The following is a 25,218-nucleotide window of genomic DNA, read 5'->3' as shown; positions in this document are numbered from 1 at the left end:
AACCGAAGAACCACCCGGCAACAAGAAGAACCACCAGGCAACAAGAAGAGCCACCCGAAGAACAGCCCCACCCCAAGCCCGTACGCTGGAACAACAACCACCCCCACCCGAGAGGACCAGCGGTGCAACCCGGTCAGTTCGACATGCAGGCCCTGCTCCAGCAGGCCCAGTCCATGCAGCAGCAGATGGCAGAAGCCCAGCAGCAACTGGCCGAGACCGAGGTCACCGGCACCGCGGGCAACAACCTCGTGACGGCCACCGTCACCGGCGGGGGCGAGCTGGTCAACCTCGCCATCGACCCGAAGATCGTCGACCCCGAGGACGTGGACACCCTCCAGGACCTCGTCATCGCGGCGATCAAGGACGCCAACCAGAAGGCGCAGCAGCTGGTGGAGCAGAAGCTCGGCCCGCTCGCCCAGGGCGGCCTCGGCGGATTGCTCGGCTAGATGTACGAGGGCCCAGTACAGGACCTGATCGACGAGCTGGGCAGGCTTCCCGGCGTAGGCCCGAAGAGCGCGCAGCGCATCGCCTTCCACCTGCTGTCGGCGGAGCCCGCCGACATCGAGCGGCTCCAGCAGGCGCTCCAGAAGGTCAAGGAGGGCGTCGTCTTCTGCGACGTCTGCGGCAACGTCTCCGCCGAGACGACCTGCCGCATCTGCCGCGACCCCAAGCGCGACCTCAGCCTGGTCTGCGTGGTCGAGGAGCCGAAGGACGTCCAGGCGATCGAGCGGACCAGGGAGTTCAAGGGCCGCTACCACGTCCTGGGCGGTGCCCTCGACCCGTTGAGCGGCATCGGGCCGGACCAGCTCCGCATCCGGCAGCTCCTCAACCGGATCGGCACGACCACCGATGGCGTCGACATCTCCGAGGTCATCATCGCCACGGACCCGAACACCGAGGGCGAGGCCACGGCCACCTACCTGGTCCGGATGCTCAGGGACTTCCCCGGTCTCACCGTCACCAGGCTCGCCAGCGGCCTGCCGATGGGCGGCGACCTCGAGTTCGCGGACGAGCTGACGCTGGGGCGTGCGCTATCCGGCCGTCGGAGCATGTGACCGCGAGTCCACCGCGGCTGGGCGCCACCCGCCTGGTCGCGGTGGACGGCCCGGCCGGTGCGGGCAAGTCGACGTTCGCGCGGCGGCTCGCCGGGGAGCTCGGCGCGGCCCTCGTGCTCACCGACCACTTCGCGACCTGGGACGACCCCACGACGAGGTGGTGGCCGGGGCTGCTGGCGGTGTTCGACGACCTCGCCGCGGGCAGAGCGGCCCGGTACCGCAAGACGGACTGGTCGCGCGGCTTCCCGCGGCCGGGGGAGGGCGACGAGGTCGTGCTCGTGCCCGGCGGGACGATCATCTTCGAGGGCATGTCCTCGGCGCGGAAGGCGATCGCCCACCGGCTGAGCTTCGCGATCTTCGTCGACCACGGTGACGAGCAGGCCAGGCTGGAACGCGCGGTCCGGCGCGACGGCGAGGAGCACCGCGAGCACTTCCGGCGCTGGCAGCAGTACGAACGCGGCTGGTTCGCGGTCGACGAGACCAGGACCAGGGCCGACTACGTCGTCACCTCGAGCTGAGCGCGGACCACCGACGCCTCGGGTGTGCCGATCGCGCTGAACACCTCCAGCGACGACGACCAGTGCCCACGCGCCGCGTCGACGTCGCCCAGCGCGGCGCAGGCGTCGCCGGCCAGCAGCAGCGCCCGCCCGAACACCCAGCGGTGGCCGGAGTCGGAGCCGACGGACGCGGCCCGCAGGGCGCAGTCGAGTGCCTCGGCGGCGTGCGAGGTGTCGAGGTGGATGCGCCCCAGCACGAGCAGCACCTCCATCTCGGCCAGCCGGAACTGCGACCGGCCCGCCTCGACCAGCGCCGAGGACGCCATCGACAGGGCGTCGGCGTAGCGGCCCACCCCGCGGTACGCGGACGCGAGGCCGCGCCGGGCGGAGCACAGGCCCCACGAGTACCCGGTCTCGACCGCGATGGCGAGCGCCGACGAGAACTGCTCGACGGCCTCCTCGAAGCGCTGAGCGCCCTCCAGCGCACGGCCGAGCAGGTTCTGCGCGTCGCAGACGCTCTTGACGTTGTCCATGTCCTGGGCGATCCGCATGGCGGCGGACGCCTCCACCGCGGCTTCCTCGTAGCGGCCGCGCATGATCAGGGTGATGGCCATGCCCTCGTGCATGGTGTGGCCGAAGTTGCGGGCGGCCGCACGTTCGTACAGCTCGCTCGCCCGCAGGAAGTAGGACGCGCCCAGGTCGGGTTCGCCGCGCCAGGCGTGCACCTCGCCCAGCGCGCGCATCGAGTTCGCCTGCGTGATCCACGAGTCGAGGCGCGTGCCCACGTCGAGCGCCTCCTCGAACGTCGACGCGGCGCGGTCGAGCTGGCCGAGCTGCATGTAGACGCCGCCCAGGTTGAACAGCGCGTTGGCCTGCACCTGGAACGCGCCGATGCGGCGGGTGATCACCAGCGCGCGTTCGAGGTGGTCGGCGGCGTGCTCCAGCTCGCCGAGGTCGATGTAGACGCTGCCCGCGTTGGACTGCACGGCGGCCTCGGCCTCCGGCAGGTCGATGTGCTCCTGCAGCGCGATGGCCTGCTGGTAGTAGCCCAGCGCGTTGCGGTGCTGGCCGGTGACCCAGTACAGGGTGCCGAGGGACGACAGCATCGCGAGCTGGCCCAGCTCGTCGCTCGGCGCGCGAGCGCCCAGGAGTCCCGCCCTCGCGGTCTCGCGCCACTCCGCGGTCAGGCCCTGCGTGTAGAAGTAGCCGCGCAGGGCGTCGGCGAGCTGCCACGGCGAGTTCTCGGGGTCGCGCTCCACGGCGTGCGCCACGAGCGCGACCAGGTTGGCGCGTTCGACGTCGAGCCACGTCAGCGCCTCGGTGCTGCTGCTGAACGTCCGTGGCAGCACGCCGTCGAGCGGGGCCGGGCGCGGGAAGCGGAACAGCGTCGACTTCATCGCCGAGGTGGCGTTGTCGACCGAGCGCACCGCCCAGTCCAGCAACCGGCGCAGCGCGAGCCGCGAGTCCGCGCGGCCCTCCTCGAACGCGAGGCGCTCGGCCGCGTAGTCGCGCAGCAGGTCGTGGAACTGGTAGCGGGACGGCGCGTGGTTCGCGATCAGGTTCGCGGTGGCCAGCCGGTCCAGCCGCCGGCGGGCGTCCTGAGTGGTCAGTCCCGAGAGGGCGGCGGCCATCTCCGGCGTGAAGTCCGTGCCGGGCACCAGGGACAGCAGCCGGAACATCTGCGCCAGCTCCGGCTTCAGCGCCGTGTAGGAGAGGTCGAACGCCGCGTGCACCGCGACCCGCTCGTCGCCCTCGACGGCGAGCGCCGCGAGCCGGTTGCCCGCCCGCAGCTCCTCCACGTAGTCCGCGATGGACAGTTCCGGACGCGACACGAGGTTCGCGGCCGCGATGCGCAAAGCCAATGGCAGATGCGCGCACAACGACGCCAGCTCGTGCGCCGCGTCCTCCTGCGCCGCCATCTCGTCCGCGCCCAGGATGCCCGCGAGCAATGCCTTCGTCTCGTTCCAGTCGAGCACGTCGAGGCGCACGTTGGACGCCGCGTGCGAGACGGCCAGGCCCCGCAACGTGTCCCGCGAGGTCACCAGCACCGCGCAGCCCGGCGAACCGGGCAGCAGCGGGCGGATCTGCTCGGCCGAGGACGCGTTGTCGAGCAGCAGCAACACGCGCTGACCGGTCAGGGTGGACCGGAACATCGCCTCCTGCTCGTCCTGGTCCAGCGGCACCTGGTCGGGCTCGGTCCCCAGCGCGCGCAGGAACCGCGGCAGCACGTCGACGGCGCTCAACGGCGGGCCGGGGGCGTATCCGCGCAGGTTCACGTACAGCTGACCGTCCGGGAAGTCCGCGCGCATCCGGTGCGCCGCGTGCACGGCGAGCGCCGTCTTGCCCACTCCCGGCGGCCCGGCGAGTGTGACAACGGGCACGCCCTGGGCGGTGCGCAGCAGCGCCACGATCAACGACACGGCCTCGTCGCGGCCGACGAAGTCGGGGATGTCCGCGGGTAGCTGCGACGGCACGACCCGCTCGGGCTTCGCGGAGACGACCGGCGTGCCGGCGGACGCCGCGGCCACCGCGTCGATCGACCCGGACAGCACCTGGCTGTGCACACGGCGCAGCTCGTCGCCGGGGTCGATGCCCAGCTCATCGCCCAGCAGCCGGGAAACGCGCTGGTAGGTGACCAGCGCCTCGCTCTGGCGGCCCGAGCGGTACAGCGCCACCATGAGCTGGGCCCAGAACCGCTCGCGCAGCGGGTGCTCGCTGGTCAGCCGGGACAGCTCGGCGACGAGCTCGCCGTGCCGGCCCAGCTCGAGGTCCACCTCGACCCGGCGCTCGAGCACGTGCAGGCGGCGTTCGTTGAGCCGCGGCACCTCGTCGCGGTGCAGGATCTCCGACGGCACGTCGACGAGCGCCGGACCCCGCCACAGGCCCAGCGCGGCGGCGAACGCGGCGGCCGCGGCCTGCAGGTTGCCCGCGGCGCGCTCCTGCTCGCCCAGGTCGATCAACGGCTCGAAGCGCATCAGGTCGATGGCCTTCTCGTCGACGTCGATGAGGTACCCGTCCGGCACGGTCCTGATCGGCACGGACGGACCGAGCAGCTGTCTGAGACGCATCACATAGGTCTGCAGGGTCGCCCGTGACCGCGCGGGCGGATCCTCGCCCCAGACGTTCGCGGCGAGCTCGTCCACCGACACCGAGGTGCCCGCACGCAGCAACAACGACACCAGCAGCGCGCGCTGGCGACCGGCGCGGACCAGCAGCGGTTCGCCGTCGAGGAGGACCTGGAGGGGGCCGAGCACGCGGAACTCGACCTGCTTGCCCATGCGACCTCCTCCGCGTGTCGTGTTCGTTTCTACAGCCTAGGAGAGCCTCCGACGCATCTGCCGTGCTCACGTTGGGTCAGCGAACGTGCGCCGGACGTATCAGAATGCCTGGTCTAGTGGCCGGATCGTGACCTGTCTAACCCCGGAGGGGGTATGAACAAAGGTTATGGTCGGCGACCACACCGTGAGATGTGCGGATTGTCCAAGGGGTGTTTGATGGTCCACTCAGTAACGGCTCGCCGCCGTTGGGTTGCCGCGATCGGCTTCCTCAGCGTCAGCGCGCTCGCCCTGTCAGGTTGCGCGCAATCCCAGCGCGACTCCGGCGGTGGCGGCAAGGAAGGCGGGACGCTGACCTTCGGCGCCGCCGGCGCGCCGAAGCTCTTCGACCCGTTCTACGCGACTGACGGCGAGACCTTCCGGGTCGCGCGCCAGATGTACGAGGGTCTGGTCGGGTTCAAGCCGGGCACCGCAGAGGTCGAGCCCGCGCTGGCGACCAAGTACGAGCCCTCCGCGGACGGCAAGACGTGGACGTTCACCCTCAAGGAGGGCGTGAAGTTCCACGACGGCACGGACTTCAACGCCGAGGCGGTCTGCTTCAACTTCAACCGCTGGTACAACCAGAAGGGCGCCGGCCAGTCCGACGCCGTCTCGCAGTACTGGCTGGACAACTTCGGCGGGTTCGCGACCACGCCGGACAAGCCCTCGCTGTACAAGTCGTGCGCCGCCAAGGACGCCAAGACCGCGGTCATCGAGCTGAACGAGGTCACCTCGCAGTTCCCGTCGGTCCTCGGCTTCACGTCGTTCTCGATCTCGAGCCCCGACGCGCTGAAGAAGTACGACGCCGACAACGTCCAGGCCGCCGGTGACGCGTTCACCTTCCCGGCCTACGCGAACGAGCACCCGACCGGCACGGGCCCGTTCAAGTTCGGCAAGTACGACAAGGCCAACAACACCGTGGAGCTCGTCCGCAACGACGCCTACCACGGCACCAAGGCCAAGCTGGACAAGATCGTCTTCAAGATCATCCCGGACGAGACCGCCCGCAAGCAGGCGCTCAAGGCCGGCGACATCGACGGCTACGACCTGCCGAACGCGGCGGACTGGGCCGGTCTGAAGACCGACGGCTTCAACGTCGCGATCCGTCCGGCGTTCAACGTCTTCTACCTGGGCATCAACCAGAAGAACAACCCGAAGCTCGCCGACCTCAAGGTCCGCCAGGCCCTGATGCACGCGATCAACCGCGAGCAGCTCGTCAAGTCGCAGCTGCCCGAGGGCGCCAAGGTCGCGACGCAGTTCATGCCGGACACCGTCAACGGCTACAACAAGGACGTCAAGGCCGTCAGCTACGACGCCGCCAAGGCCAAGTCGCTGCTGGCCGAGGCCGGTGCCTCCGACCTGACGCTGAAGTTCTACTGGCCGTCCGAGGTCACGCGTCCGTACATGCCGTCCCCGAAGGACCTGTTCGGCGCGATCTCCGGTGACCTCCAGGCCGTCGGCATCAAGCTCGAGGTCGTCACGAAGCCGTGGAACGGCGGTTACCTGACCGACGTCGACCAGGGCATCCCGGACCTGTTCCTGCTCGGCTGGACCGGCGACAACGGCACGGCCCACAACTGGGTCGGCACCTTCTTCGGCCGCACCGACAACCGCTTCAACACCGGTGTGTCGGCGTGGGGCAACACCCTGAAGGACGACCTGGCCAAGGCCAACTCCGAGCCGGACGAGGCCAAGCGCACCAAGCTGTACGAGGACATCAACAAGCGGATCATGGAGGAGTACCTCCCCGCGATCCCGATCTCGCACTCCCCGCCCGCTCTGGTGTTGAAGTCGGACATCAAGGGTGTTGTGCCCAGCCCGTTGACCGACGAGAAGTTCGGCCCGGCCTCCAAGGGCTGAGCGAACTAGCTCCCACCACAAGAGAACAACGGGGTAGCTCAAGTGCTCCGCTACACGATTCGACGGCTGGCTCAGCTTGTCGGCGTGGTGCTGGTGCTCTCGATGTTGCTCTTCGCGTGGTTGCGACTTCTCCCAGGAGGGCCGGTTTCGGCCCTCCTGGGAGAACGCGCTACGCCGGAGTCGCGCGAAGCCCTCACCAAGCAGCTCGGCCTCGATCAGCCGATCTTCGTCCAGTACTTCAAGTTCCTCGGTCGCGCGGCGACCGGTGACTTCGGCGTCTCCACCGGTGTCCAGCCCGGTGACTCGGCGCTCGACATCTTCCTCCAGCGGTTCCCCGCGACGATCGAGCTCAGCTTCTTCGCGATCCTGATCGCGATCGCGGTCGGCGTCCCGCTCGGCTACCTCGCCGCGAAGCGCCGCGGCGGCTGGTTCGACAACCTCAGCGTCATCGGCTCGCTCATCGGCGTCGCGGTGCCGGTGTTCTTCCTGGCCTACCTGCTCAAGGACGTGGCGTCGTCGGCGCTCGGCCTGCCATCGCAGGGCCGTCAGGACGCCATCGACGCCACGCGCGTCACCGGGTTCTTCACCCTCGACGGCCTGATCACCGGTGAGTTCGACGCGACGCTGAACGCGCTGGAACACCTGATCCTGCCGGCGATCGCGCTCGCCACGATCCCGTTCGCGGTGATCTTCCGGATCACCCGTGCGGCCGTCCTCGACGTGCTCGACGAGGACTTCGTGCGCACCGCCGAGTCGAAGGGCCTCACCGCACCGGTGATCCGCCGCCGGCACGTGCTGCGCAACGCGATGCTGCCGGTCGTCACGACGATCGGCCTGCAGACGGGAGCGCTGCTCTCCGGCGCGGTCCTCACCGAGAAGGTGTTCTCGTTCGCCGGTGTCGGGCAGGCGCTCGCCATCGGGTTCGAACGCCGCGACTACCCGGTGCTGCTGCTGTTGATCATCATGGCCACGATCGTCTACGTCGTGGTCAACCTCCTGGTCGACCTCTCGTACGCGCTCATCGACCCGCGCATCAGGACGAGGTGAGCGCAGTGGTTCTCGGACTCTCCTCCAAGAAGGACAAGATCGACGGTCTCGCCGAGAGCGCGGGCGTCTCGCTCGCCGCGAGCGCCTGGAAGAGGCTGCGCCGCAGCCCGGTGTTCCTCACCGGTGCGGTGATCATCGGCCTCTTCTTCGTGCTCTCGCTGCTGTCGCCGTGGCTCGCGCCGCAGGACCCGTCGGTGCCGATGCTGATCGACCAGGTCGTCAAGGCGCGCAACGAGATCCCCCCGCCGCAGCCGGGTCACCCGCTCGGTGGCGACCTGCAGGGCCGCGACTTCTTTTCGCGCCTGCTGGTCGGCTCGCAGCAGACGCTGGTCGTCGGCGTCGGCGCGACGCTCATCGGACTCACCGGCGGGCTCGTGCTCGGCACGCTCGCGGGCGCGCTCGGCGGCTGGGTCGACTCGATCGTCATGCGGATCGTCGACGTCATGCTGTCGCTGCCGTCGCTGCTGCTCGCGTTCTCGATCGCGGCGATGTTCGCGCGGCCGAGCCAGTTCACCGTGATCCTCGCGGTCGCGATCGTGCAGATCCCGGTGTTCGCCCGGTTGCTCAGGGGCTCGATGCTCGCGCAACGGCACAGCGACCACGTGCTGGCGGCCACCGCGCTCGGCGTGAAGAAGGGCGCGATCGTGTTCCGGCACATGCTGCCGAACTCGCTCAGCCCGGTGATCGTGCAGTCGACGCTGGTGCTCGCCACCGCGATCATCGAGGCGGCCGCGCTGTCGTTCCTCGGCCTCGGCAACCCGGACGACCGGCTGCCGGAGTGGGGGCAGATGCTCGGCGACGTGCAGAACGTGTTCGACACGCACCCGCACCTCGCCGCGTGGCCCGCGATCTGCATCATCATCGTCGCGCTCGGCTTCACCCTCATGGGCGAGACGCTGCGCGAAGCCCTCGACCCGAAGAACAGGCGGTGAGTCGTCGTGGCACTGCTCGAAGTTCGTGACCTCACCGTCGTGTTCCAGCGCAAGGGCGAGGAACCGTTCCGCGCCGTCGACGGCGTCAGCTTCGACGTCGAACCCGGTCAGACCGTGGGTCTGGTCGGCGAGTCGGGCTGCGGCAAGTCCGTGACCTCGCTGGCGATCATGGGGCTGCTGCCCAAGCGCGGCACCAAGATCACCGGCACCGTCTCCTACGACGGCACGGACCTGCTGAAGCTGTCGGACCGGGAGATGCGCGACCGCCGCGGCCGCGATCTCGGCATGGTCTTCCAGGACCCGCTGTCCTCGCTCAACCCCGTCGTCCCGATCGGGCTGCAGGTCACCGAGGTGCTCGAACGGCACCGCGGCATGGCCCGCAAGGAAGCCATGATCGAGGCGAAGGAGCTGCTCGACAAGGTCGGCATCCCGGACCCGAACCGGCGGCTCAAGGAGTACCCGCACCAGCTCTCCGGCGGGATGCGGCAGCGCGCGCTCATCGCGATCGCGCTGGCGTGCCGGCCGAAGCTGCTGATCGCGGACGAGCCGACGACGGCGCTGGACGTGACCATCCAGGCCCAGATCCTCTCGCTGATGAAGGAGCTGGTGCAGGACCTCGGCACCGCGCTCGTGATGATCACCCACGACCTGGGTGTCGTCGCGGGCCTGTGCGACGAGGTGAACGTGCTGTACGGCGGCAAGGTGGTCGAGAAGGCCATGCGGCACGAGCTCTTCGCCGAGCCGCGCCACCCGTACACGCACGGCCTGCTCGCCTCGATCCCGCGCCTGGACGCCGCGACCCACTCGAAGCTGACGCCGATCAAGGGGTCGGTCGCCGACAACATCCCGTGGTCGCAGGGGTGCGCGTTCGCGCCGAGGTGCCCGAACGCGCTCGACGTCTGCGTGCGGGTCACGCCGCCCGAGGAGGACCAGCTCGGGCGTCTGCTGCGCTGCCACAACCCGGTGGTGCCGGGAACTCCGGCCGCCGAGGAGGTGCGGGCATGAGCGAGACCCTCGTCTCGGTGCAGGACATGAAGGTGCACTTCCCGATCAAGCGGGGAGTGATCATGGACCGCACCGTCGGCTACGTCTACGCGGTCGACGGCGTCGACCTCGAGATCAAGCGCGGCGAGACGTACGGCCTGGTCGGCGAGTCGGGCTGCGGCAAGTCCACCCTCGGGCGGGCGATGCTGCGGCTCAACGAGCCGACCGCGGGCAAGATGATCTTCGACGGGCAGGACTTCTCGACCCTGAAGGGCGAGGAGCTGCGCAAGATGCGGCGCCGGATCCAGATGGTGTTCCAGGACCCGCTGTCCTCGCTCGACCCGCGCCAGTCCGTGGAGTCGATCCTGGTCGAGGGCCTGCGGGCGCACGACCTGGACGAGGGCAAGGAGTCCACGTCGAAGCGGCTGCGCGAGCTGCTGACGGCGGTGGGCCTGCCCACCACTGCGCTGCGCAAGTACCCGCACGAGTTCTCCGGCGGTCAGCGGCAGCGCATCGGCATCGCGCGGGCGCTGGCGCTCAACCCGGACCTGATCGTCGCCGACGAACCGGTGTCCGCGCTGGACGTGTCGGTGCAGGCGCAGGTCGTGAACCTGCTCCAGGAGCTCCAGGAGCAGTTCGGCCTGACCTACCTGGTGATCGCGCACGACCTCGCCGTCGTGAAGCACATCTCCGACCGGGTCGGCGTGATGTACCTCGGAGGCCTGGTCGAGGAGGCCTCCTCAGAGGACCTCTACGCCGAGCCGCTGCACCCGTACACGCGGGCGCTGCTGTCGGCGGTCCCGGTGCCCGACCCGGTGGTCGAGGACCGGCGTGAGCGGATCCTGCTCGCGGGCGACCTCCCGTCGCCCGCGAACCCGCCGAGCGGCTGCCGGTTCCACACCCGGTGCCCGTGGCGGCAGGCGACGAAGTGCGACACCGAGCGGCCCGCGCTGCGGGAGCTCAAGCCGGGGCACAAGGTGGCGTGCCACTGGGCCGAGCAGATCCAGTCCGGCGAGATCCAGCCGCACGAGGTGAAGCCGATCCTGGTCGAGGAGAGCGACGGCCTGTCGCCCGACGTCCCGCTCGTGGGACCGGCGTCCGTCACCGAGGCGCTCAACCCCTAGCCAGTTTGGAAACGCGGGGCCCCCGCGTTCCGCTAAGTGGAACGCGGGGGCCCCGCGTTTCCTGTGAACGGCGACTCGGGCTTGAGTGGGGGCTGTTGTTGTGGGGTGGTGGACAGCCGAGGGGTGATCTTGCTGAGGGCCGCGGAGATCGCGTCCGTCGACGGCCTGGAGGGCGTCACGATCGGGCGGCTCGCGGTCGAGCTCGGCATGAGCAAGAGCGGGGTGTTCTCGCACTTCGGCGCCAAGGAGGAGCTGCAGCTCTCGACGGTGCACACGGCCGCGGAGATCTTCGCGCGCGAGGTCGTGGCCGCCGGCGGTTCCGTCGTGGACCTGAGCGAGCGCTGGCTCGACTACTCGAAGCGCCGCGTGTTCCCCGGCGGCTGCTTCTTCGTGGTGACGCGGTCGGAGTTCGCCGCCCGCCCCGGCCGGGTGCGCGACGCGTTGATGCTCTTCAACCTGCGCTGGACCTCATTGCTGGAACGGCTGACCGGCGACGCGCAACTGGCGTTCGAGGTGGACGCGCTGCTGGCCGCCGCAGATCGTTTCGCCGTGCTCTACGACGACGCCTCGGCGTACGAGAGAGTGCGGTTGGCGTTGCGCGCACGGATCGCCATGCCGACCGGGATGGAGATGAGCGTGGCCACGCCGAACGACAACAGCATCGCGAGCCACGCCTCGTCGACGATCTGACCGCCGATGTACCCGACGGTGGCGGGGTAGAGGCTCCACAGCGCCGACCCGATCGCCGCGACCGGCACGAACCGCCGCAGCGGCCACTTGAGGGCACCCGCGAGCAGCGCGCCCACGATGCCGCCGGCCGGCAGGAACCGCGCCGCGATGAGGATCGTCTCGCCCTTGGCCGCGAGCTGGTCGGCGGTCCACACGACCATCGCCCGCGCCTTGGCGTTCTTGTTGACCCGGTCGAGGGCGCGCATGCCCATCCGGCGGCCCATCGTAAAGTTGATCATGTCGCTGGTGAGGCATCCGGCGGCGGCGACCGCGACCACCAGGTACAGCGGGACCTCACCGGACGCGGCCAGGACCCCGGCGCCGATGAGCACGGCCTCCGTCGGTGCCAGCGGCACCACGGCGACCAGGAACAGCACGACGAGACTGGCGGCTGTGGCGCTCATGATCGGTGAACGTACGTGACCGAGATGAACAATCCCGGCCATGGTGTTTCTTCAGGTCACCCACAGATTCGGCGTCGAGGGCAGGAAGATGACCGACGGCACCATCGCCCACGGCCTGCCGGGCGAGGGCATCTGCGCCGTGCCGGCGAACGGGGAGGGCGCCGCGGCAGCTCGTGCCGCACGCGCGTCCTCCCCGCCCGCGACCGGCTAGCGCTGCGCCCTGTTGACCGCGGACACGATCGCGCGGAACGAGGCGGCGACCGTGGAGCTGTCGATGCCCACGCCCCACAGCACCCGGTCGCCCACGGCGCACTCGAGGTAGGCGGCGGCGCGGGCGTCGTCACCGGCGGACAGCGCGTGCTCGGCGTAGTCCAGGACCCGCACGTCGTAGCCCACGGACGCGAGCGCGTCGACGAACGCGGCGATCGGGCCGTTGCCCGCGCCCGTGATCTCCTGCTGCTCGCCGTCGACCAGCAGCGTCGCGGTGATCTCCTCGTGCCCGCTGCCGTCCGCGGTCGCCCTGTGCTTCAGCAGGTGCAGCGGGACCCTGCCGTGGAGGTACTCGTCCGCGAAGGCGTCCCACATCTCCTTCGGGTTGATCTCGCCGCCCTGCGTGTCGGTGACCTCCTGGATCACCCTGGAGAACTCGATCTGCAGGCGCCGCGGCAGGTCGAGGTGGTGCTCCTGCTTCATCAGGTACGCCACACCGCCCTTGCCGGACTGCGAGTTGACCCGGATGACGGCCTCGTAGCTGCGGCCGACGTCCTTCGGGTCGATCGGCAGGTACGGGACCTCCCACGGGAAGTCGTCGACGTGCTGGCCCGCGTCCTTGGCGTCGGCCTCCAGCGCCTCGAAGCCCTTCTTGATCGCGTCCTGGTGGCTGCCGGAGAAGGCGGTGAAGACCAAGTCGCCGCCGTACGGGTGCCGCTCGGGCACCGGGAGCTGGTTGCAGTACTCGACCGTGCGCCGGACCTCGTCGATGTCGGAGAAGTCGATCTGCGGGTCGATGCCCTGGCTGAACATGTTCATCGCGAGCGTGACCAGGCAGACGTTGCCGGTCCGCTCGCCGTTGCCGAACAGGCAGCCCTCGATGCGGTCCGCACCGGCCAGGTACCCCAGCTCGGCGGCGGCGACGCCGGTGCCGCGGTCGTTGTGCGGGTGCAGGCTCAGGATGATCGAGTCGCGCCGGTCGAGGTTGCGGCTCATCCACTCGATCGAGTCGGCGTAGACGTTCGGCGTGGCCATCTCGACGGTCGCCGGCAGGTTCACGATCAGCGGCTTCTCCGGCGTCGGGTCGATGATCGCCGTGACCGCGTTGCAGACCTCCAGGGCGTAGCTCAGCTCGGTGCCCGTGTAGGACTCGGGGCTGTACTCGTAGCGGAAGTCCGTCTCGGGGTAGTGCCGCTCCTGCTCCTTGGCGAACTTCGCGGCGTCCGTGGCGATCTTCTTGATGCCCTCGGTGTCGCTGCGGAAGACCACCCGCCGCTGGAGGATCGAGGTCGAGTTGTAGAAGTGGACGATCGCCTTGCTCGCGCCGCGCAGGGACTCGAAGGTCCGCGAGATCAGCTCCTCGCGGCACTGGGTCAGGACCTGGATGGTCACGTCGTCCGGGATCGCGCCGTCCTCGATGATCTCCCGGACGAAGTCGAAGTCGGTCTGGCTCGCGGCCGGGAAGCCGACCTCGATCTCCTTGAAGCCCATCCGCACCAGCAGGTCGAACATCTTGCGCTTGCGGGCGGGGGACATGGGGTCGATCAGGGCCTGGTTGCCGTCACGCAGGTCCACCGCGCACCACAGCGGCGCCTTCTCGGCCCGCTTGGTCGGCCAGGTGCGGTCGGGTACGTCGATCACCTCGACGACCTCGTGGAACGGGCGGTAGCGGTGGAACGGCATGCTGCTGCCGAGCTGGCGGTTCCAGGACGGCTGGTCGGCGGGGGCCTGGCGGGCGGGCCGGCGGATCCGGCTGGTGGCCGAGGTGTAGGCGTCGGGGGAGGTCATCTCTGGTCTTCTCCTGCGGGTCGTGTCGGAACGACCGGCGGCAACGCTGAGTCCCGCGACGGGGGGCCGGTCTGATCAGACCCCGTCACGGCAGCGAAGCAGGAGGGAACGCCACACGCCGGACAGAGTAGCCACAGTTCGGCCGGAGAGGGAACAGCGGGGACCGGATCGTGGGATGTCTGCGGATCTCGTCCGTTCCGGAACTGGCCGGAGCACGTGGTCGAGGCCCGCTTGAGATCCGGTGGTGAGCTCACCTTCGCGACGAAGGTCGATTTGCAAGTTTTGGGCGCCGCGAATCCGGGAAATTTTCAGCTATGTCCAGATTACGTACGACCAGTAGCCGCGGCACGGCTTCCCGCGTGATCAGCGGCATCGGCGTCCTCTTCGCCTTCATCGAAATCCTCTTCATCCTGATGGTCGTGCTCGGTGCGAACGCGGCCAATGCCTTCTTCCAGTTCATCCAGTCCCTCGCCGAGCCCCTCGCACTGTTCTTCCCCGGCCTCTTCCAGACCGGCAACACCGGCCTCGACATCTTCCTCAACTACGGTCTGGCTGCCGTGTTCTGGCTGGTCGTGACCGGTTTGCTCGCACGTGCGCTGGCTCGCTACTGAGTAGTAGATTCCTGGTCCATGCGAACGCGCGTGGTCGGGATCGTCTCGGGAACCATCAGTTGGGTCGGCCTCGCGCTGGCGGTCGTGCTCGTCGTCCACGTCGTGCTGACCGTCGGCGGGGCCACCCCGGACAACCCCATCACCAGTGGCGTCAAGGCGGTCGCCGAGCCGGTCGCCCTGGCGTTCAAAGATCTTTTCGCGCCCGCCGACGCGCGGTTGCGTGTGATCGTGAACTTCGGGCTCGCCGCCCTGTTCTGGCTGGCCGTTCGAGCGATCGTCCTTAAGCTCGTGAGGCGCCTCAACTAGGTTCGGGACATGGCGCGCGACGACTTCTGCAGCAGCTGTGGCACCAGGTACGCCGACACGACCGGATACCCCCGCAAGTGCGAGAGCTGCGCGCACATGGTGTGGGCGAACCCATCGCCGGTCGTCGTCCTCCTCGTACCCGTCAAGGACGGGCCCAGGACCGGGCTCCTCACCGTTCGCAGGGCCATTCCGCCGGTGGGGCAGCTCGCGTTCGTCAGCGGGTTCATGGACCGCGGCGAGTCGTGGCAGCAGAGCGCGGCGCGGGAGCTCGAAGAAGAGGCGAACGTCCGCATCGACCCCGGCGAGCTGCGGCCGTTGCACTTCGTGTCCACGCCGGACGGCGGGACGATCCTGCTCTTCGCGACGGCGCCCGCCATCAACGCCGAGGACATGCCGCCGTTCGTGCCGAACGAGGAGGCGTCCGAGCGGAAGGTCATCTTCGAGTGCGAGCCGCTGGCGTTCCCGCTGCACAACGACGTCGCCACGAAGTACTTCTCAACCGAACAGTGACCGGCCCCAGCTACCGGTGAAGGCGATCTCCCCGAGCGGGTGGCGACGGCGTTCGCGCTGTTCGCGGGCTTGGAGGTCCTCCGGGAGGTCCTCGACGCGGCCGGGGCGGCCCACGGCCATGGCGACCAGCGGGCGCACGTCGCCGGGCATGTCGAAGGCGGTGTGCGCGGCGGCGGCGTCGAAGCCGCCCATCATGTGCGCGATCAGGCCCAGCTCGACGGCCTGCAACGCGATGTTCTCCATCGCGAGGCCCAGGCCGAACTCGGTGTTCGGGATGTCGCCGCGCGAGTCACGGGTGAGCACGCAGCCGATGAGCAGCACCGACGCGCGGAACGCCCAGGTCTTGTTGCCCCGCGTGAGGGTGCCGAGGATCGTGTCGAACGTCGGCGTGCCGCGGTGGCCCACCACGAAGCGGGCCGGCTGGCTGTTGCCGTGCGACGGGGCCCAGCGCGCCGCTTCGAGCAGGGTGCGCAGCTCGTCGTCGGACACCGTCGCCTCAGCGGAGAAGGCCCGTGGGCTCCGGCGCTGCGAGATCAGCTCGTTCATCAGATCGCATACTGCCAAACGGCGAGGGAGTACGCGCCGAACCACGCGCTGAACAGGGTCGCCACGCCGAGCACGGTCAGCACCGTGGACAGACGGCGGCGGGCCAGGACCAGGGCCAGCGGGACCAGCAGGGTGAACGCCGGGAGCAGCAGGCGGGCCTTGGAGTTCATCAGGCCGTTGGAGCCCAGGTCCATGACCAGCACGCCGATCGCGTACACGACCAGCGGCCACTCCAGGCGGCGCTGGACCGCGTAGAAGACCAGGACCACGGCGAGGACGAGCAGCCAGACGGTGCCGGTCTCGAGCACCGAGCGCGGGTTGCCGAGGTGGCCCAGGGCGAACTCCCACGTCGCCGCGCCGCCGTCGAACTTCGAGCCCCAGCCGCGCTGCTGCACGCCGAACCAGCCGGTGAGCTCGCCGGTGCGCAGCGCGACCCACCCGAGGTAGCCGAGCAGGCCCAGCGGAGCGACCGCACCGCCGACCCACGCCCGCCAGTCGCGCCGGTCGGCGACCACCGCCACCAGGGCGGCCAGGCCGACCGCGGCGACCAGGGCCGCCGCCGTGGGGCGGACCAGGCCCGCCGCGGCGCAGCAGACGCCGGCGAGAACCCACCGCTTCTGCACCACGCCGACCAGGGACCAGGCGGCGAAGGCGCAGAACGTGGCCTCCGAGTAGGTCATGGACAGCACGACCGCCATCGGCGACGCCGCGAAGAGCGTGACCAGGATCAGCCCGGCCGGCACCGAGCCGTCGCGCACCACGCGGCCGAGCACGAACAGGCCGTAGGCGCAGAAGAGGCCGCTGATCAGGCTGACCGCGAAGGCCGCGCCGACCACGTCCACGCCCGGCAGGCCCTCGACCCACCTGACCAGCGCCGGGTAGCCGGGGAAGAAGGCGAGCGGGGTCTCGGCGGTGCGCCGGCCGAACGCGTCGAACGGGGGCGCCGGGACGCCGTTGTAGCCGCCGGCCGCGATGCCGAGGAACCAGTCGCCGTCCCACGACGTGAGGTTGTCGACCGCCGTGTCGGTCTTCCCGTTCGCCTTGTTCTGGTACTCGACGACCAGTTGCAGGGCGAAGAGACCGACCTGGCGGACCACCAGGTAGATCAGCGCGGGAGCCGTCCAGAGCGCGACCGGGTGTCTGAGCGCGCCGGCCAACCGTGAGCGCGCACTGCTCTCCTGCACGGCTGCTGGGGCCTCCACGACATCGGCGCTCGACGACACCCGGACAGAGTAGTCACGCGCGTCACGGCTCCAGAGTCTCACCAGGTGGTCCAGGTACGCTGCCAACGACGTGGGGTTTTGGTCGCGCGAAGGAGGTCAGGTCGGTGGCGCTCGTCGTCCAGAAGTACGGCGGTTCATCGGTGGAGAGTGCCGAGCGGATCAAACGCGTGGCCGAGCGCATCGTCGCGACCAAGAAGGCGGGCAACGACGTCGTGGTCGTCGTGTCCGCCATGGGCGACACGACCGACGAGCTGCTCGACCTCGCCCGCCAGGTCTCCCCGGTGCCGCCGGCCCGCGAGCTCGACATGCTGCTCACCTCGGGTGAGCGGATCTCGATGTCGCTGCTCGCGATGGCGATCAACTCGCTCGGCGCCGAGGCGCGCTCGTACACGGGCTCGCAGGCGGGCGTGATCACGACCTCGGTGCACGGCAAGGCCCGCATCATCGACGTGACGCCGAGCCGGATCCAGGACGCGACGTCCGAGGGGGCCATCGCGATCGTCGCGGGCTTCCAGGGCGTCTCCCAGGACTCCAAGGAGATCACCACACTCGGCCGCGGCGGCAGCGACACCACCGCGGTGGCGCTCGCGGCGGCGACCAAGGCCGACGTGTGCGAGATCTACACCGACGTGGACGGCGTCTACACCGCCGACCCGCGCATCGTGCCGAACGCGAAGAAGCTCGACACGATCACGTACGAGGAAATGCTCGAGATGGCCGCCTGTGGCGCCAAGGTGCTGATGCTCCGCTGCGTGGAGTACGCCCGGCGCTACAACGTCCCCGTGCACGTCCGCTCTTCGTTCAGCAACAAGACCGGGACCATCGTGTCCGGTTCAGTGGAGGACCTTCCCGTGGAACAGGCGATGATCACCGGCGTCGCGCACGACCGGTCCGAGGCGAAAATCACCGTGACGGCCGTGCCCGACCACCCCGGCATCGCGGCTCGGATCTTCCGGGTCGTGGCGCAGGCCGAGCTCGACATCGACATGGTCGTGCAGAACGTCTCGCAGGCGGCGTCCGGTCGCACGGACATCACGTTCACGCTGGCCAAGGTCGACGGCCCGCGCGCGGTGGCGGCGCTGGAGAAGTCCCGCGGCGAGATCGGCTTCGACCAGGTCCTCTACGACGAGCACGTCGGCAAGGTGTCGCTGATCGGCGCGGGCATGCGCTCGCACCCCGGTGTCACGGCGACGTTCTGCGAGGCGCTGGCCACGGCCGGCGTCAACATCGACATCATCTCCACCTCGGAGATCCGCATCTCGGTCATCTGCCGCGACACCCAGCTCGACGACGCCGTGCGCGCCCTGCACGACGCGTTCGACCTGGGCACCGACGAAGAGGCCGTCGTCTACGCGGGAACCGGCCGATGACCGCCCCCGTGCTCGCGCTGGTGGGCGCGACCGGTGCCGTGGGCACCGTGATGATCGACATCATGAACACCCGCTCCTCCGTGCCGTGGGGCGAGATCCGGCTGATCGCCTCCGCGCGCTCGGCGGGCAAGAAGATCAACGTGCGCGGTCAGGACCTCACGGTCGTCGCGCTCTCGCCCGAGGCGTTCGACGGCGTCGACATCGCGATGTTCGACGTGCCGGACGAGGTCTCGGCGCAGTGGGCGCCGATCGCGGCCGAGCGCGGCGCCATCGCGATCGACAACTCCGGCGCGTTCCGGATGGACCCGGACGTGCCGCTGGTCGTGCCCGAGGTCAACGCGGACCAGATCGACAACCGCCCGCGCGGCATCATCGCGAACCCGAACTGCACGACGCTGTCGATGATGGCGTCGCTCGGTGCCCTGCACCGCGAGTTCGAGCTGAAGGAACTGGTCGTCGCCTCGTACCAGGCCGCCTCCGGTGCCGGCCAGTCCGGCATCGACCGCCTGTACGCCGAGATCAGCGCGCTGGCGGGCAAGGAGGCCGGTGTCGTCGCGGGCGACGTGGCGCAGGCGCTCGCCGCCGCCGGGCTGTCGGCCGACGACTCGCCGTTCCCCGCCCCGCTGGTGCTCAACGTGGTGCCGTGGGCCGGATCGCTCAAGGACGACGGCTGGTCGTCGGAGGAGCTGAAGGTCCGCAACGAGGCCCGCAAGATCCTCGGCATCCCGGACCTGAAGGTCTCCGCGACGTGCGTGCGCGTCCCGGTCGTCACCACGCACTCGCTGTCGGTCCACGCGACCTTCGCGCGCGAGGTCACGGTCGAGGCCGCCCACAAGATCTTCGCGGAGCAGCCGACGATCGTGCTGGTCGACGACCCGGCCGCGAAGCGCTTCCCGACGCCCGCCGACGTGGTGGGCGAGGACCCGACGTACGTGGGCCGCGTGCGCCAGGCGCTGGACTTCCCGAACACGCTGGACTTCTTCGTGTGTGGCGACAACCTGCGCAAGGGCGCGGCCCTGAACACCTACGAGGTCGCGGAAGAGCTCGCGAAGCGCCTCTGACCGGTTGCCGCACGGAGCGTGGTCATCGGATGGTGGCCACGCTCCGGCGTCCGTCCTCTTAGGCTGACGGTCATGGCGGAGAGCGACGAGCAGTACGACGCGCTGGGCGCGGTCTACGAACGTGCCAAGCACATCCCGACAGGACTGGCCGAGCGCGCCACCGTGCTCTCGGCGGTCGGCGACCTGCGCGGCAGGTCCGTGCTCGACGTGGCGTGCGGCACCGGTTTCTATGCGCGGCTCTTCCACGACCTGGGCGCGGTGCGGGTGGTGGGCGTCGACTCGGCCGGGGAGATGATCGGGTACGCCCGGCACGTCGAGGGACGCGAGCCGCGCGGCATCACCTACGAGCGGCACGACGCGACGGCGTTGCCCGTGCTCGGCGAGTTCGACGTCGTCACGGCCCTGTGGCTGCTCGGCTACGCGGACGACGAGCCCGCTCTCGACGTCATGATCGGCAACCTCGCCGCGAACCTCGCCCCCGGCGGGCGGCTCGTCGTGCTGGTGCCGAACCCGGACGCCGACTGGGACCTGCTCGCCCTCTACGGCCGCTACGGCTACGAGATCACCCGCACCGGCCCGATGAACGTCAAGCAACCGGTGAAGGTGCACGTGCTCGGTGATCCGCCGTTCGACTTCGACTCCTTCTACTGGGAACGCGGCGTGTTCGACGCGGCGCTGACCCGCGCCGGCCTGGCCGACGTGACGCGGCACCCGGCCGTGACCCCGGACGACGAGCGCGGTGAGGAGTTCTGGGGCCCGCTGCGCAAGTCCCCGAGCTTCGCCGTCTTCACCGCCGCGCGGGCCGAGTCATGATCGTTCTCGCGGTGGACCTGGGCACCACGGCCACCAAGGTCGTCGCGGTGGACCAGCAGGCTCGTGTCGTCGCCTCGACCGAGCGCGCCTACCCGATGCGCACCAGCGGCCTGCAAGCCACGCACGACCCGCAGCAGGTGCTCGACGCGGTGTTCGACGGGATCCGCGAGCTGGCGTCCGACGACGTGCGGGCCATCGCGCTGACCGGCGCCATGCACACGATCATGGGCCTGGACAGCTCGCTCCGGCCCGTCACGGAGTCGTTGAGCTGGGCCGACAACCGCGCGATCGAGCAGACCGAACGGTTGCGGGGCACGGCGGAAGGGCTCGCGCTGCACCAGGCGACCGGCACGCCGATCCACTCGTTCACGCCGCTGATGAAGCTCGCGTGGTTCAGCGAGAACGGCGTCCGCGCCGCGATGTGGTGCGAGATCAAGGACTTCGTGCACCTGCACCTCACCGGCGTGCTGATCAACGAGCACTCGTGCGGCTCCGGCACGGGCCTGATGAACGTCCACACGCTGCAGTGGCACGAGCCGTCGCTGGAGTTCGCCGGCGTCACCGCGGACCAGCTCCCGCCGCTGGTCGAGCCGACGCACGCCACGCCGCTCACGGCCGTGATCCCCGGTCTGCGCCCCGGGATCCCGGTGATCGTCGGCGGCGGTGACGGTCCGCTCGGCAACCTCGGCGTCGGCGCGGCCACCCCCGGTGCCGGCGCGGTCTCGCTCGGCACGTCGGGCGCGTTGCGCGTGGCGCAGCTCGGGCCCGGCGTCGACGAGGAGGGGCGGACGTTCAGCTACGCCATCGGCGAGGGGCTGTGGGTCCGCGGCGGCGCCATCAGCAACGGCGGTGTCGTCGCGCAGTGGGCCGCGGAGACGTTCGGCATCCCGGTCGGCGAGCTGCTCGCCCAGACCGCCGGCGTCGACTCGGACGGCCTGGTCGCCCTGCCGTACCTGCTGGGCGAGCGCGCGCCGTGGTGGGACTCGACCGCGCACGCCGCGTTGCTCGGCCTGCGCCGCGAGCACACCCCGCAGCAGATCACCAAGGCGCTGGTCGAAGGCGTGTGCCAGCAGCTCGCGCTGGTGCTCGACGCCGTTCCGCACGTCGAGTCGCTGCGGATCACCGGCGGTGCCTTCCGCGCCCCGGTCTGGGCGCAGACGCTCGCGAACGCGCTCGGCATGCCGTTGCACCTCGCCGAGGACAGCGGTGGGTCGGCCGTCGGCGCGGCGCTGCTCGCGTGGCGGGCGCTCGACGTGATCCCGGACCTGACCGTCGACCTGGTGCGGCCGACTCGGACGATCATGCCCGACGAGGGCGCCATCGAGAGGTACGCGAAGGCACGGCCGTTCGTGGCGAAGGCGTACCTGGCGCTGGAAGAGCTGTACGCCGAATCACATCGTTAGCAACGAAAACCTTTTGCGGGCCGGGCGAGGATGGTGGGCGTGGACCTCGCCCCCTTCAAACACGTCCTGATGCTGCCCGGAGTGCGTCCGCTCGCGCTGTTGATGTTCTTCGCGAGGATGCCTCCGGCGGCGACCGGCGTGGTCCTGACGCTGCACGTCGCGGTCACGCTGGACCGGGGCTACGCAGCGGCCGGGCTGGTCGGGGCGGCGGGCACGATCGGCATGGGGCTGGGTGCCCCGCTGATGGGCCGCTTGATCGACGAACGCGGCCTGCGCTCGATGCTCGCGCTGAGCGTCACGGCGTCGGCGGCGTTCTGGCTCACCGCGCCGCTGCTCGGCTACTGGGCGCTGCTGGTGTGCTCGTTCGGCGTCGGGCTGCTCGGCGTTCCGATGATGTCGATCGGCCGCCAGGTCATCACCGCCCTGGTGCCGCAGAGCCGGCGCCGGGTGGCGATGTCGGTCGACTCGATCTCGGTCGAGCTGTCCTTCATGGTCGGGCCCGCGCTGGGCGTGTTCGCCGCGACGAAGTTCTCCACGAACGCCGCGTTGCTGTCCATCGGCGGCTCGATCCTGGTGGCCGGAGTGCTGCTGTACTGGGCGAACCCGCCGATGGTGCACGAGGACGAGGTCGTCGGCGGGCCGAAGCCGCGGATCTTCGAGTGGTTGCGCGGCCGGATCGTCGGCGTGCTGGTCGTGTGCGCCGGTGCGACGGTGTGCCTGGCGGGCATGGAGGTCTCGGCGATCGCGTCGCTCGAGCACATCGGGAAGCAGAGCTGGCTCGGCGTCGTGTTCTTCGCGATGTGCGCGGCGTCGATCGTGGGCGGTCTGGTCTACGGCGGCGTGAAGCGGGCGCCCAGCGTGTTGGTCCTCTTGGTGCTCATGGCGCTGCTGGAAATCCCGGTCGGTCTGGGCGACGGCAACGTGCTGCTGCTGTGCCTGCTCCTCGTGCCGATGAACCTGATGTGCGCGCCGTTGATCGCGGCCTCCGGCGAGCACATCAGCAGGCTCGCGCCGTCCACCGCCCGCGGCCTCGCGCTGGGCCTGCAAGGGTCCGCCTTCACCGTGGGGAACGCGATCGGCGCGCCGATCGCCGGTGCGGCCATCGACCGCGCCGGCGCACCGGCCGGGTTCGTGGTCGCCGGCGCGGCCGGCCTGGTGGTGGCGGGGATCGCCGGGGGCCTGGCGCGCAAACCGGTTGCCGACCGGGTGACGATGGCACCGTGAACCTCGCCCCCTTCAGGACCGTCCTGGCGCTGCCGGGGGTACGTCCCCTGATGCTGCTGATGCTCTTCGCCCGGATCCCCCCGACGGCGGCGGGCGTCACGGTGACGCTGCACGTCGTCACCACGCTCGACAAGGGCTACGCGGCGGCCGGCACCGTCGGCTTCGCGACCATGATCGGGCTCGGTCTCGGGTCGCCGCTGATGGGCAAGCTCGTCGACAGCAGGGGGCTGCGGTTCGTGCTGGCGCTCAGCCTGCTCGAAGGCCTCTTCTGGGTCACGGCGCCGCTCATGGACTACACCGTGCTGCTCGTGCTCGCGTTCGCCAACGGGTTGGTGGCGGTGCCGGTCATCTCGATCGGCAGGCAGGCGCTGACCGCGCTGGTGCCCCTGCCGCAGCGGCGGCCCGCGTTCTCGCTGGACTCGATCTCGGTCGAGCTGTCGTTCATGGTCGGACCGGCGGCGGGCGTGCTGATCGCGACGGAGTTCTCGACCGGGACGGCGCTGGTCGTGATCGGGGTGTCGATCCTGGCCGCGAGCGCCGTGCTGTTCGCCGTGAACCCGGTGCTGGTGCACGAGGACGAGGACGTCTCGGGACCGCAGCCGCGCGTGCGGGAGTGGTTGCGGGGGCCGGTGCTCGCGGCGCTGATCATCCCGTTCGGGGCCACGGTGGCGTTGTCCGGCATGGAGATCGCGTCGATCGCCTCGCTGGAGCAGGCGGGCAAGCAGAGCTGGCTCAGCGTGGTCTTCGTGGTGATGTGCGCGGCCTCGGCACTCGGCGGGCTCGTCTACGGCAGCCTCAAGCGCGTGCCGGGCGGCGTCGTCCTGCTGGCCTGCATGGCGTTGCTGGAGATCCCGGTCGGCCTCGGCGACGGCAGCGTGGTGCTGCTGGCGCTCGCGCTGGTCCCGATGAACCTCGTGTGCGCGCCGACCATCTCCGCCTCGACCGAGCTGATCAGCAGGCACGCGCCACCGGCGGCGCGCGGGCTCGCGCTCGGCCTGCAGGGGTCGGCGTTCACGTTCGGCGTGGCGGCCGGCCAGCCGCTGGCGGGGCTCGCCGTGGACCACAGCGGACCCCCGCTCGGCTTCGTCGTCGCGGGCCTGGCCGGCCTGGTGATCGCCGGGCTGGGCTGGCTGTTCTCGCGGCAGCGTCAGGCGGTCTCGGTCACGTCCTGAGCGGAGTTGGCCAGCGCGAGGCCGGTCCGCAGCGCGCCCACGGCCTCGGACACGGCCTCGCGGAAGATCCCGCCGACGCCGAGCACGTTCGCGAAGCCGTGGAACAGGCCCTCGTGCCTGCGCAGCACGACCGGCACGCCCTCGGCGGCCAGGCGTTCCGCGAAGGCCTCGCCCTCGTCGCGCAACGGGTCATAGCCGGCGGTCGCGATGTAGGTCGGCGGCAGGGTCGACAGGTCCTCCGCCAGCATGATCGACAGCCGCGGGTCGTGGCGGTCCTTGCCGCCCGCGGTGTACTGGTCGAGGAACCAGTCCATCTTCTCGTCGGTGAGGAAGAAGCCGTTGCCGAAGATCTCGCGCGACCGGCGGCGCACCGACGCGTCCACGCCGGGGTAGAACAGCAGCAGGAACGCGAGGTCGACCTCGGCGGCGTGCGCGGTCACCGCCGCGAGGTTGCCGCCCGCGCTGTCGCCGCCGAGCGCGATCCGGCGCGGGTCGATACCCAGGTCCTCCGCCTTGGCGACGGCGTAGCGCAGCACCTCGGCGGCGTCGTCGGCCGCGGCCGGGAACGGGGCCTCCGGCGCGAGCCGGTAGTCGGCGGCCAGCACCCGCACCCCGGCCTCCTTCGCGAGGAACCGGCACAGGTTGTCGTGGCTCTCCAGGCTGCCGGTGACCCAGCCGCCACCGTGGTAGAAGATCAACAGCGCCGAGCCCTCCGCCAGCCCCGCCGGCGTGTACAGACGACCGGCGAACTCGCCGATGGTGAGGTCGCGGGCACCCACTCCGGTGATCTTCGGACCGGAGACGAGCTTCGAACTCAACTCCAGGTCCAGTCGGCTCTCCGATGCTGTCCTCGTGCGCCAGCTCGTCCCGGACAGCTGCTGCAACCTGAGCAGCAGCTGCGCCTCGGGGTGCAGGTCCTGGCCGTCCAGGCGGATCGGGCGACCGGCGATGAGGCGGCGCACAGGGCCGGGAAGACCGAACGCGAAGCGCAGCGCACCGGCCAGCAAGGCCGCCTGGAAGTTCGACATGTGGTGC

24 protein-coding genes and 1 pseudogene are annotated in these 25,218 nt (G+C 70.2%); 19 read left to right on the top strand and 6 right to left on the bottom strand.

Annotation, left to right across the window (positions count from 1 at the left end; all coding sequences use genetic code 11):
- Positions 1-143: 143 nt before the first annotated feature.
- Genes BMW88_RS09380 through BMW88_RS09370 form a run of 3 tightly spaced genes read left to right on the top strand, consistent with a single transcriptional unit; the run spans position 144 to position 1,573 of the window.
- Entirely contained in the window at positions 144-446 is a 303-nt protein-coding gene (locus BMW88_RS09380; RefSeq protein ID WP_089950302.1) for a YbaB/EbfC family nucleoid-associated protein, read from the top strand.
- On the top strand, positions 447-1,055 hold the full coding sequence (gene recR, locus BMW88_RS09375; RefSeq protein WP_089950159.1) for a recombination mediator RecR: 609 nt from the start codon (positions 447-449) through the stop codon (positions 1,053-1,055). It begins immediately after the preceding gene.
- Complete coding sequence (locus BMW88_RS09370) at positions 1,052-1,573, top strand: uridine kinase family protein (RefSeq protein WP_177221010.1); 522 nt, start codon at positions 1,052-1,054, stop codon at positions 1,571-1,573. The genes recR and BMW88_RS09370 overlap by 4 nt, the downstream gene beginning before the upstream one ends.
- Here the strand turns inward: BMW88_RS09370 and BMW88_RS09365 are convergent.
- Positions 1,552-4,830, bottom strand: a complete 3,279-nt coding sequence (locus BMW88_RS09365) for an AfsR/SARP family transcriptional regulator (RefSeq protein ID WP_089950158.1) — start codon at positions 4,828-4,830, stop codon at positions 1,552-1,554. The genes BMW88_RS09370 and BMW88_RS09365 overlap by 22 nt on opposite strands.
- Before the next feature lie 216 nt (positions 4,831-5,046).
- Here BMW88_RS09365 and BMW88_RS09360 point away from each other — a divergent pair, with 216 nt between their 5' ends.
- The 6 genes from BMW88_RS09360 (at position 5,047) to BMW88_RS09335 (ending at position 11,503) form a co-directional block, all read left to right on the top strand.
- Positions 5,047-6,726, top strand: coding sequence for an ABC transporter substrate-binding protein (locus tag BMW88_RS09360; RefSeq protein ID WP_089950157.1), 1,680 nt, complete (start codon positions 5,047-5,049; stop codon positions 6,724-6,726).
- A 42-nt stretch (positions 6,727-6,768) separates the two neighbouring features.
- Positions 6,769-7,773 carry an ABC transporter permease gene (locus BMW88_RS09355; RefSeq protein ID WP_089950156.1) on the top strand — a complete coding sequence of 335 codons (1,005 nt, stop codon included), beginning with the start codon at positions 6,769-6,771 and terminating at the stop codon, positions 7,771-7,773.
- Between the two features lie 5 nt (positions 7,774-7,778).
- Positions 7,779-8,705 carry an ABC transporter permease gene (locus BMW88_RS09350; protein ID WP_177221009.1) on the top strand — a complete coding sequence of 309 codons (927 nt, stop codon included), beginning with the start codon at positions 7,779-7,781 and terminating at the stop codon, positions 8,703-8,705.
- 6 nt (positions 8,706-8,711) lie between these two features.
- Complete coding sequence (locus BMW88_RS09345) at positions 8,712-9,710, top strand: ABC transporter ATP-binding protein (RefSeq protein ID WP_089950154.1); 999 nt, start codon at positions 8,712-8,714, stop codon at positions 9,708-9,710.
- The gene (locus tag BMW88_RS09340) at positions 9,707-10,813 is read left to right on the top strand and encodes an ABC transporter ATP-binding protein (RefSeq protein WP_089950153.1); all 1,107 of its coding nucleotides are present in this window, start codon (positions 9,707-9,709) and stop codon (positions 10,811-10,813) included. Before BMW88_RS09345 ends, BMW88_RS09340 begins: the two co-directional genes overlap by 4 nt.
- A 123-nt stretch (positions 10,814-10,936) precedes the next feature.
- The gene (locus BMW88_RS09335) at positions 10,937-11,503 is read left to right on the top strand and encodes a TetR/AcrR family transcriptional regulator (RefSeq protein ID WP_245777651.1); all 567 of its coding nucleotides are present in this window, start codon (positions 10,937-10,939) and stop codon (positions 11,501-11,503) included.
- 20 nt (positions 11,504-11,523) lie between these two features.
- Here the strand turns inward: BMW88_RS09335 and BMW88_RS09330 are convergent.
- A pseudogene (locus tag BMW88_RS09330) lies at positions 11,524-11,946 on the bottom strand (DedA family protein); the annotation flags it as partial.
- A gap of 40 nt (positions 11,947-11,986) precedes the next feature.
- Here BMW88_RS09330 and BMW88_RS41760 point away from each other — a divergent pair.
- Entirely contained in the window at positions 11,987-12,157 is a 171-nt protein-coding gene (locus BMW88_RS41760) for a hypothetical protein (protein WP_177221008.1), read from the top strand.
- On the opposite strand, the gene leuA is transcribed toward BMW88_RS41760, so the two are convergent.
- Positions 12,154-13,944 (bottom strand): 2-isopropylmalate synthase, encoded by a 1,791-nt coding sequence (gene leuA, locus BMW88_RS09325; protein WP_089950152.1) that lies wholly within the window; start codon positions 13,942-13,944, stop codon positions 12,154-12,156. The two genes, BMW88_RS41760 and leuA, sit on opposite strands and share 4 nt — an antisense overlap.
- 314 nt (positions 13,945-14,258) lie before the next feature.
- Between leuA and BMW88_RS09320 the strand changes: the two genes are divergently transcribed.
- Genes BMW88_RS09320 through BMW88_RS09310 form a run of 3 tightly spaced genes read left to right on the top strand, consistent with a single transcriptional unit; the run spans position 14,259 to position 15,371 of the window.
- Positions 14,259-14,555, top strand: coding sequence for a hypothetical protein (locus BMW88_RS09320; protein WP_089950151.1), 297 nt, complete (start codon positions 14,259-14,261; stop codon positions 14,553-14,555).
- 18 nt (positions 14,556-14,573) lie between these two features.
- Positions 14,574-14,861, top strand: coding sequence for a hypothetical protein (locus BMW88_RS09315; protein WP_143116019.1), 288 nt, complete (start codon positions 14,574-14,576; stop codon positions 14,859-14,861).
- Between the two features lie 9 nt (positions 14,862-14,870).
- Positions 14,871-15,371, top strand: coding sequence for an NUDIX domain-containing protein (locus BMW88_RS09310; RefSeq protein WP_089950149.1), 501 nt, complete (start codon positions 14,871-14,873; stop codon positions 15,369-15,371).
- On the opposite strand, the gene BMW88_RS09305 is transcribed toward BMW88_RS09310, so the two are convergent.
- Both BMW88_RS09305 and BMW88_RS09300 read right to left on the bottom strand, forming a co-directional pair.
- Entirely contained in the window at positions 15,357-15,917 is a 561-nt protein-coding gene (locus BMW88_RS09305; protein ID WP_089950148.1) for a nitroreductase family protein, read from the bottom strand. The genes BMW88_RS09310 and BMW88_RS09305 overlap by 15 nt on opposite strands.
- Positions 15,917-17,140: a hypothetical protein gene (locus BMW88_RS09300; protein WP_245777650.1), complete on the bottom strand. Its 1,224-nt coding sequence runs from the start codon at positions 17,138-17,140 to the stop codon at positions 15,917-15,919. The genes BMW88_RS09305 and BMW88_RS09300 overlap by 1 nt, the downstream gene beginning before the upstream one ends.
- 104 nt (positions 17,141-17,244) lie before the next feature.
- On the opposite strand from BMW88_RS09300, the gene BMW88_RS09295 reads away from it, so the two are divergent.
- From BMW88_RS09295 to BMW88_RS09270, 6 genes are all read left to right on the top strand, one after another.
- Complete coding sequence (locus BMW88_RS09295; RefSeq protein ID WP_089950147.1) at positions 17,245-18,510, top strand: aspartate kinase; 1,266 nt, start codon at positions 17,245-17,247, stop codon at positions 18,508-18,510.
- Positions 18,507-19,571, top strand: a complete 1,065-nt coding sequence (locus tag BMW88_RS09290; RefSeq protein WP_089950146.1) for an aspartate-semialdehyde dehydrogenase — start codon at positions 18,507-18,509, stop codon at positions 19,569-19,571. Before BMW88_RS09295 ends, BMW88_RS09290 begins: the two co-directional genes overlap by 4 nt.
- Before the next feature lie 72 nt (positions 19,572-19,643).
- Positions 19,644-20,384, top strand: coding sequence for a class I SAM-dependent methyltransferase (locus BMW88_RS09285; protein ID WP_089950145.1), 741 nt, complete (start codon positions 19,644-19,646; stop codon positions 20,382-20,384).
- Positions 20,381-21,787 carry a gluconokinase gene (locus BMW88_RS09280; protein ID WP_089950144.1) on the top strand — a complete coding sequence of 469 codons (1,407 nt, stop codon included), beginning with the start codon at positions 20,381-20,383 and terminating at the stop codon, positions 21,785-21,787. The genes BMW88_RS09285 and BMW88_RS09280 overlap by 4 nt, the downstream gene beginning before the upstream one ends.
- Before the next feature lie 39 nt (positions 21,788-21,826).
- Entirely contained in the window at positions 21,827-23,011 is a 1,185-nt protein-coding gene (locus tag BMW88_RS09275; protein ID WP_177221007.1) for an MFS transporter, read from the top strand.
- Positions 23,008-24,183 (top strand): MFS transporter, encoded by a 1,176-nt coding sequence (locus tag BMW88_RS09270; protein WP_089950142.1) that lies wholly within the window; start codon positions 23,008-23,010, stop codon positions 24,181-24,183. The genes BMW88_RS09275 and BMW88_RS09270 overlap by 4 nt, the downstream gene beginning before the upstream one ends.
- Here the strand turns inward: BMW88_RS09270 and BMW88_RS09265 are convergent.
- A complete protein-coding gene (locus BMW88_RS09265; RefSeq protein ID WP_089950141.1) occupies positions 24,159-25,211 on the bottom strand; it encodes an alpha/beta hydrolase in 1,053 nt (350 codons plus the stop codon). The two genes, BMW88_RS09270 and BMW88_RS09265, sit on opposite strands and share 25 nt — an antisense overlap.
- Between the last annotated feature and the right edge of the window lie 7 nt (positions 25,212-25,218).

Source organism: Lentzea xinjiangensis (assembly GCF_900110955.1).
In the GTDB taxonomy this organism is placed as follows: domain Bacteria; phylum Actinomycetota; class Actinomycetes; order Mycobacteriales; family Pseudonocardiaceae; genus Lentzea; species Lentzea xinjiangensis.
This window is presented reverse-complemented; position numbering and strand designations above follow the sequence as displayed.

Bases quoted from the DNA above. Each gene is read 5' to 3' on its own strand.
- BMW88_RS09380 (WP_089950302.1), top strand. From the start codon at position 144: ATGCAGGCCCTGCTCCAGCAGGCCCAGTCCATGCAGCAGCAGATGGCA.
- recR (WP_089950159.1), top strand. From the start codon at position 447: ATGTACGAGGGCCCAGTACAGGACCTGATCGACGAGCTGGGCAGGCTT.
- BMW88_RS09365 (WP_089950158.1), bottom strand. From the start codon at position 4,830: ATGGGCAAGCAGGTCGAGTTCCGCGTGCTCGGCCCCCTCCAGGTCCTC.
- BMW88_RS09360 (WP_089950157.1), top strand. From the start codon at position 5,047: ATGGTCCACTCAGTAACGGCTCGCCGCCGTTGGGTTGCCGCGATCGGC.
- BMW88_RS09340 (WP_089950153.1), top strand. From the start codon at position 9,707: ATGAGCGAGACCCTCGTCTCGGTGCAGGACATGAAGGTGCACTTCCCG.
- BMW88_RS41760 (WP_177221008.1), top strand. From the start codon at position 11,987: ATGGTGTTTCTTCAGGTCACCCACAGATTCGGCGTCGAGGGCAGGAAG.
- leuA (WP_089950152.1), bottom strand. From the start codon at position 13,944: ATGACCTCCCCCGACGCCTACACCTCGGCCACCAGCCGGATCCGCCGG.
- BMW88_RS09320 (WP_089950151.1), top strand. From the start codon at position 14,259: ATGTCCAGATTACGTACGACCAGTAGCCGCGGCACGGCTTCCCGCGTG.
- BMW88_RS09315 (WP_143116019.1), top strand. From the start codon at position 14,574: ATGCGAACGCGCGTGGTCGGGATCGTCTCGGGAACCATCAGTTGGGTC.
- BMW88_RS09310 (WP_089950149.1), top strand. From the start codon at position 14,871: ATGGCGCGCGACGACTTCTGCAGCAGCTGTGGCACCAGGTACGCCGAC.
- BMW88_RS09305 (WP_089950148.1), bottom strand. From the start codon at position 15,917: ATGAACGAGCTGATCTCGCAGCGCCGGAGCCCACGGGCCTTCTCCGCT.
- BMW88_RS09290 (WP_089950146.1), top strand. From the start codon at position 18,507: ATGACCGCCCCCGTGCTCGCGCTGGTGGGCGCGACCGGTGCCGTGGGC.
- BMW88_RS09285 (WP_089950145.1), top strand. From the start codon at position 19,644: ATGGCGGAGAGCGACGAGCAGTACGACGCGCTGGGCGCGGTCTACGAA.
- BMW88_RS09280 (WP_089950144.1), top strand. From the start codon at position 20,381: ATGATCGTTCTCGCGGTGGACCTGGGCACCACGGCCACCAAGGTCGTC.
- BMW88_RS09265 (WP_089950141.1), bottom strand. From the start codon at position 25,211: ATGTCGAACTTCCAGGCGGCCTTGCTGGCCGGTGCGCTGCGCTTCGCG.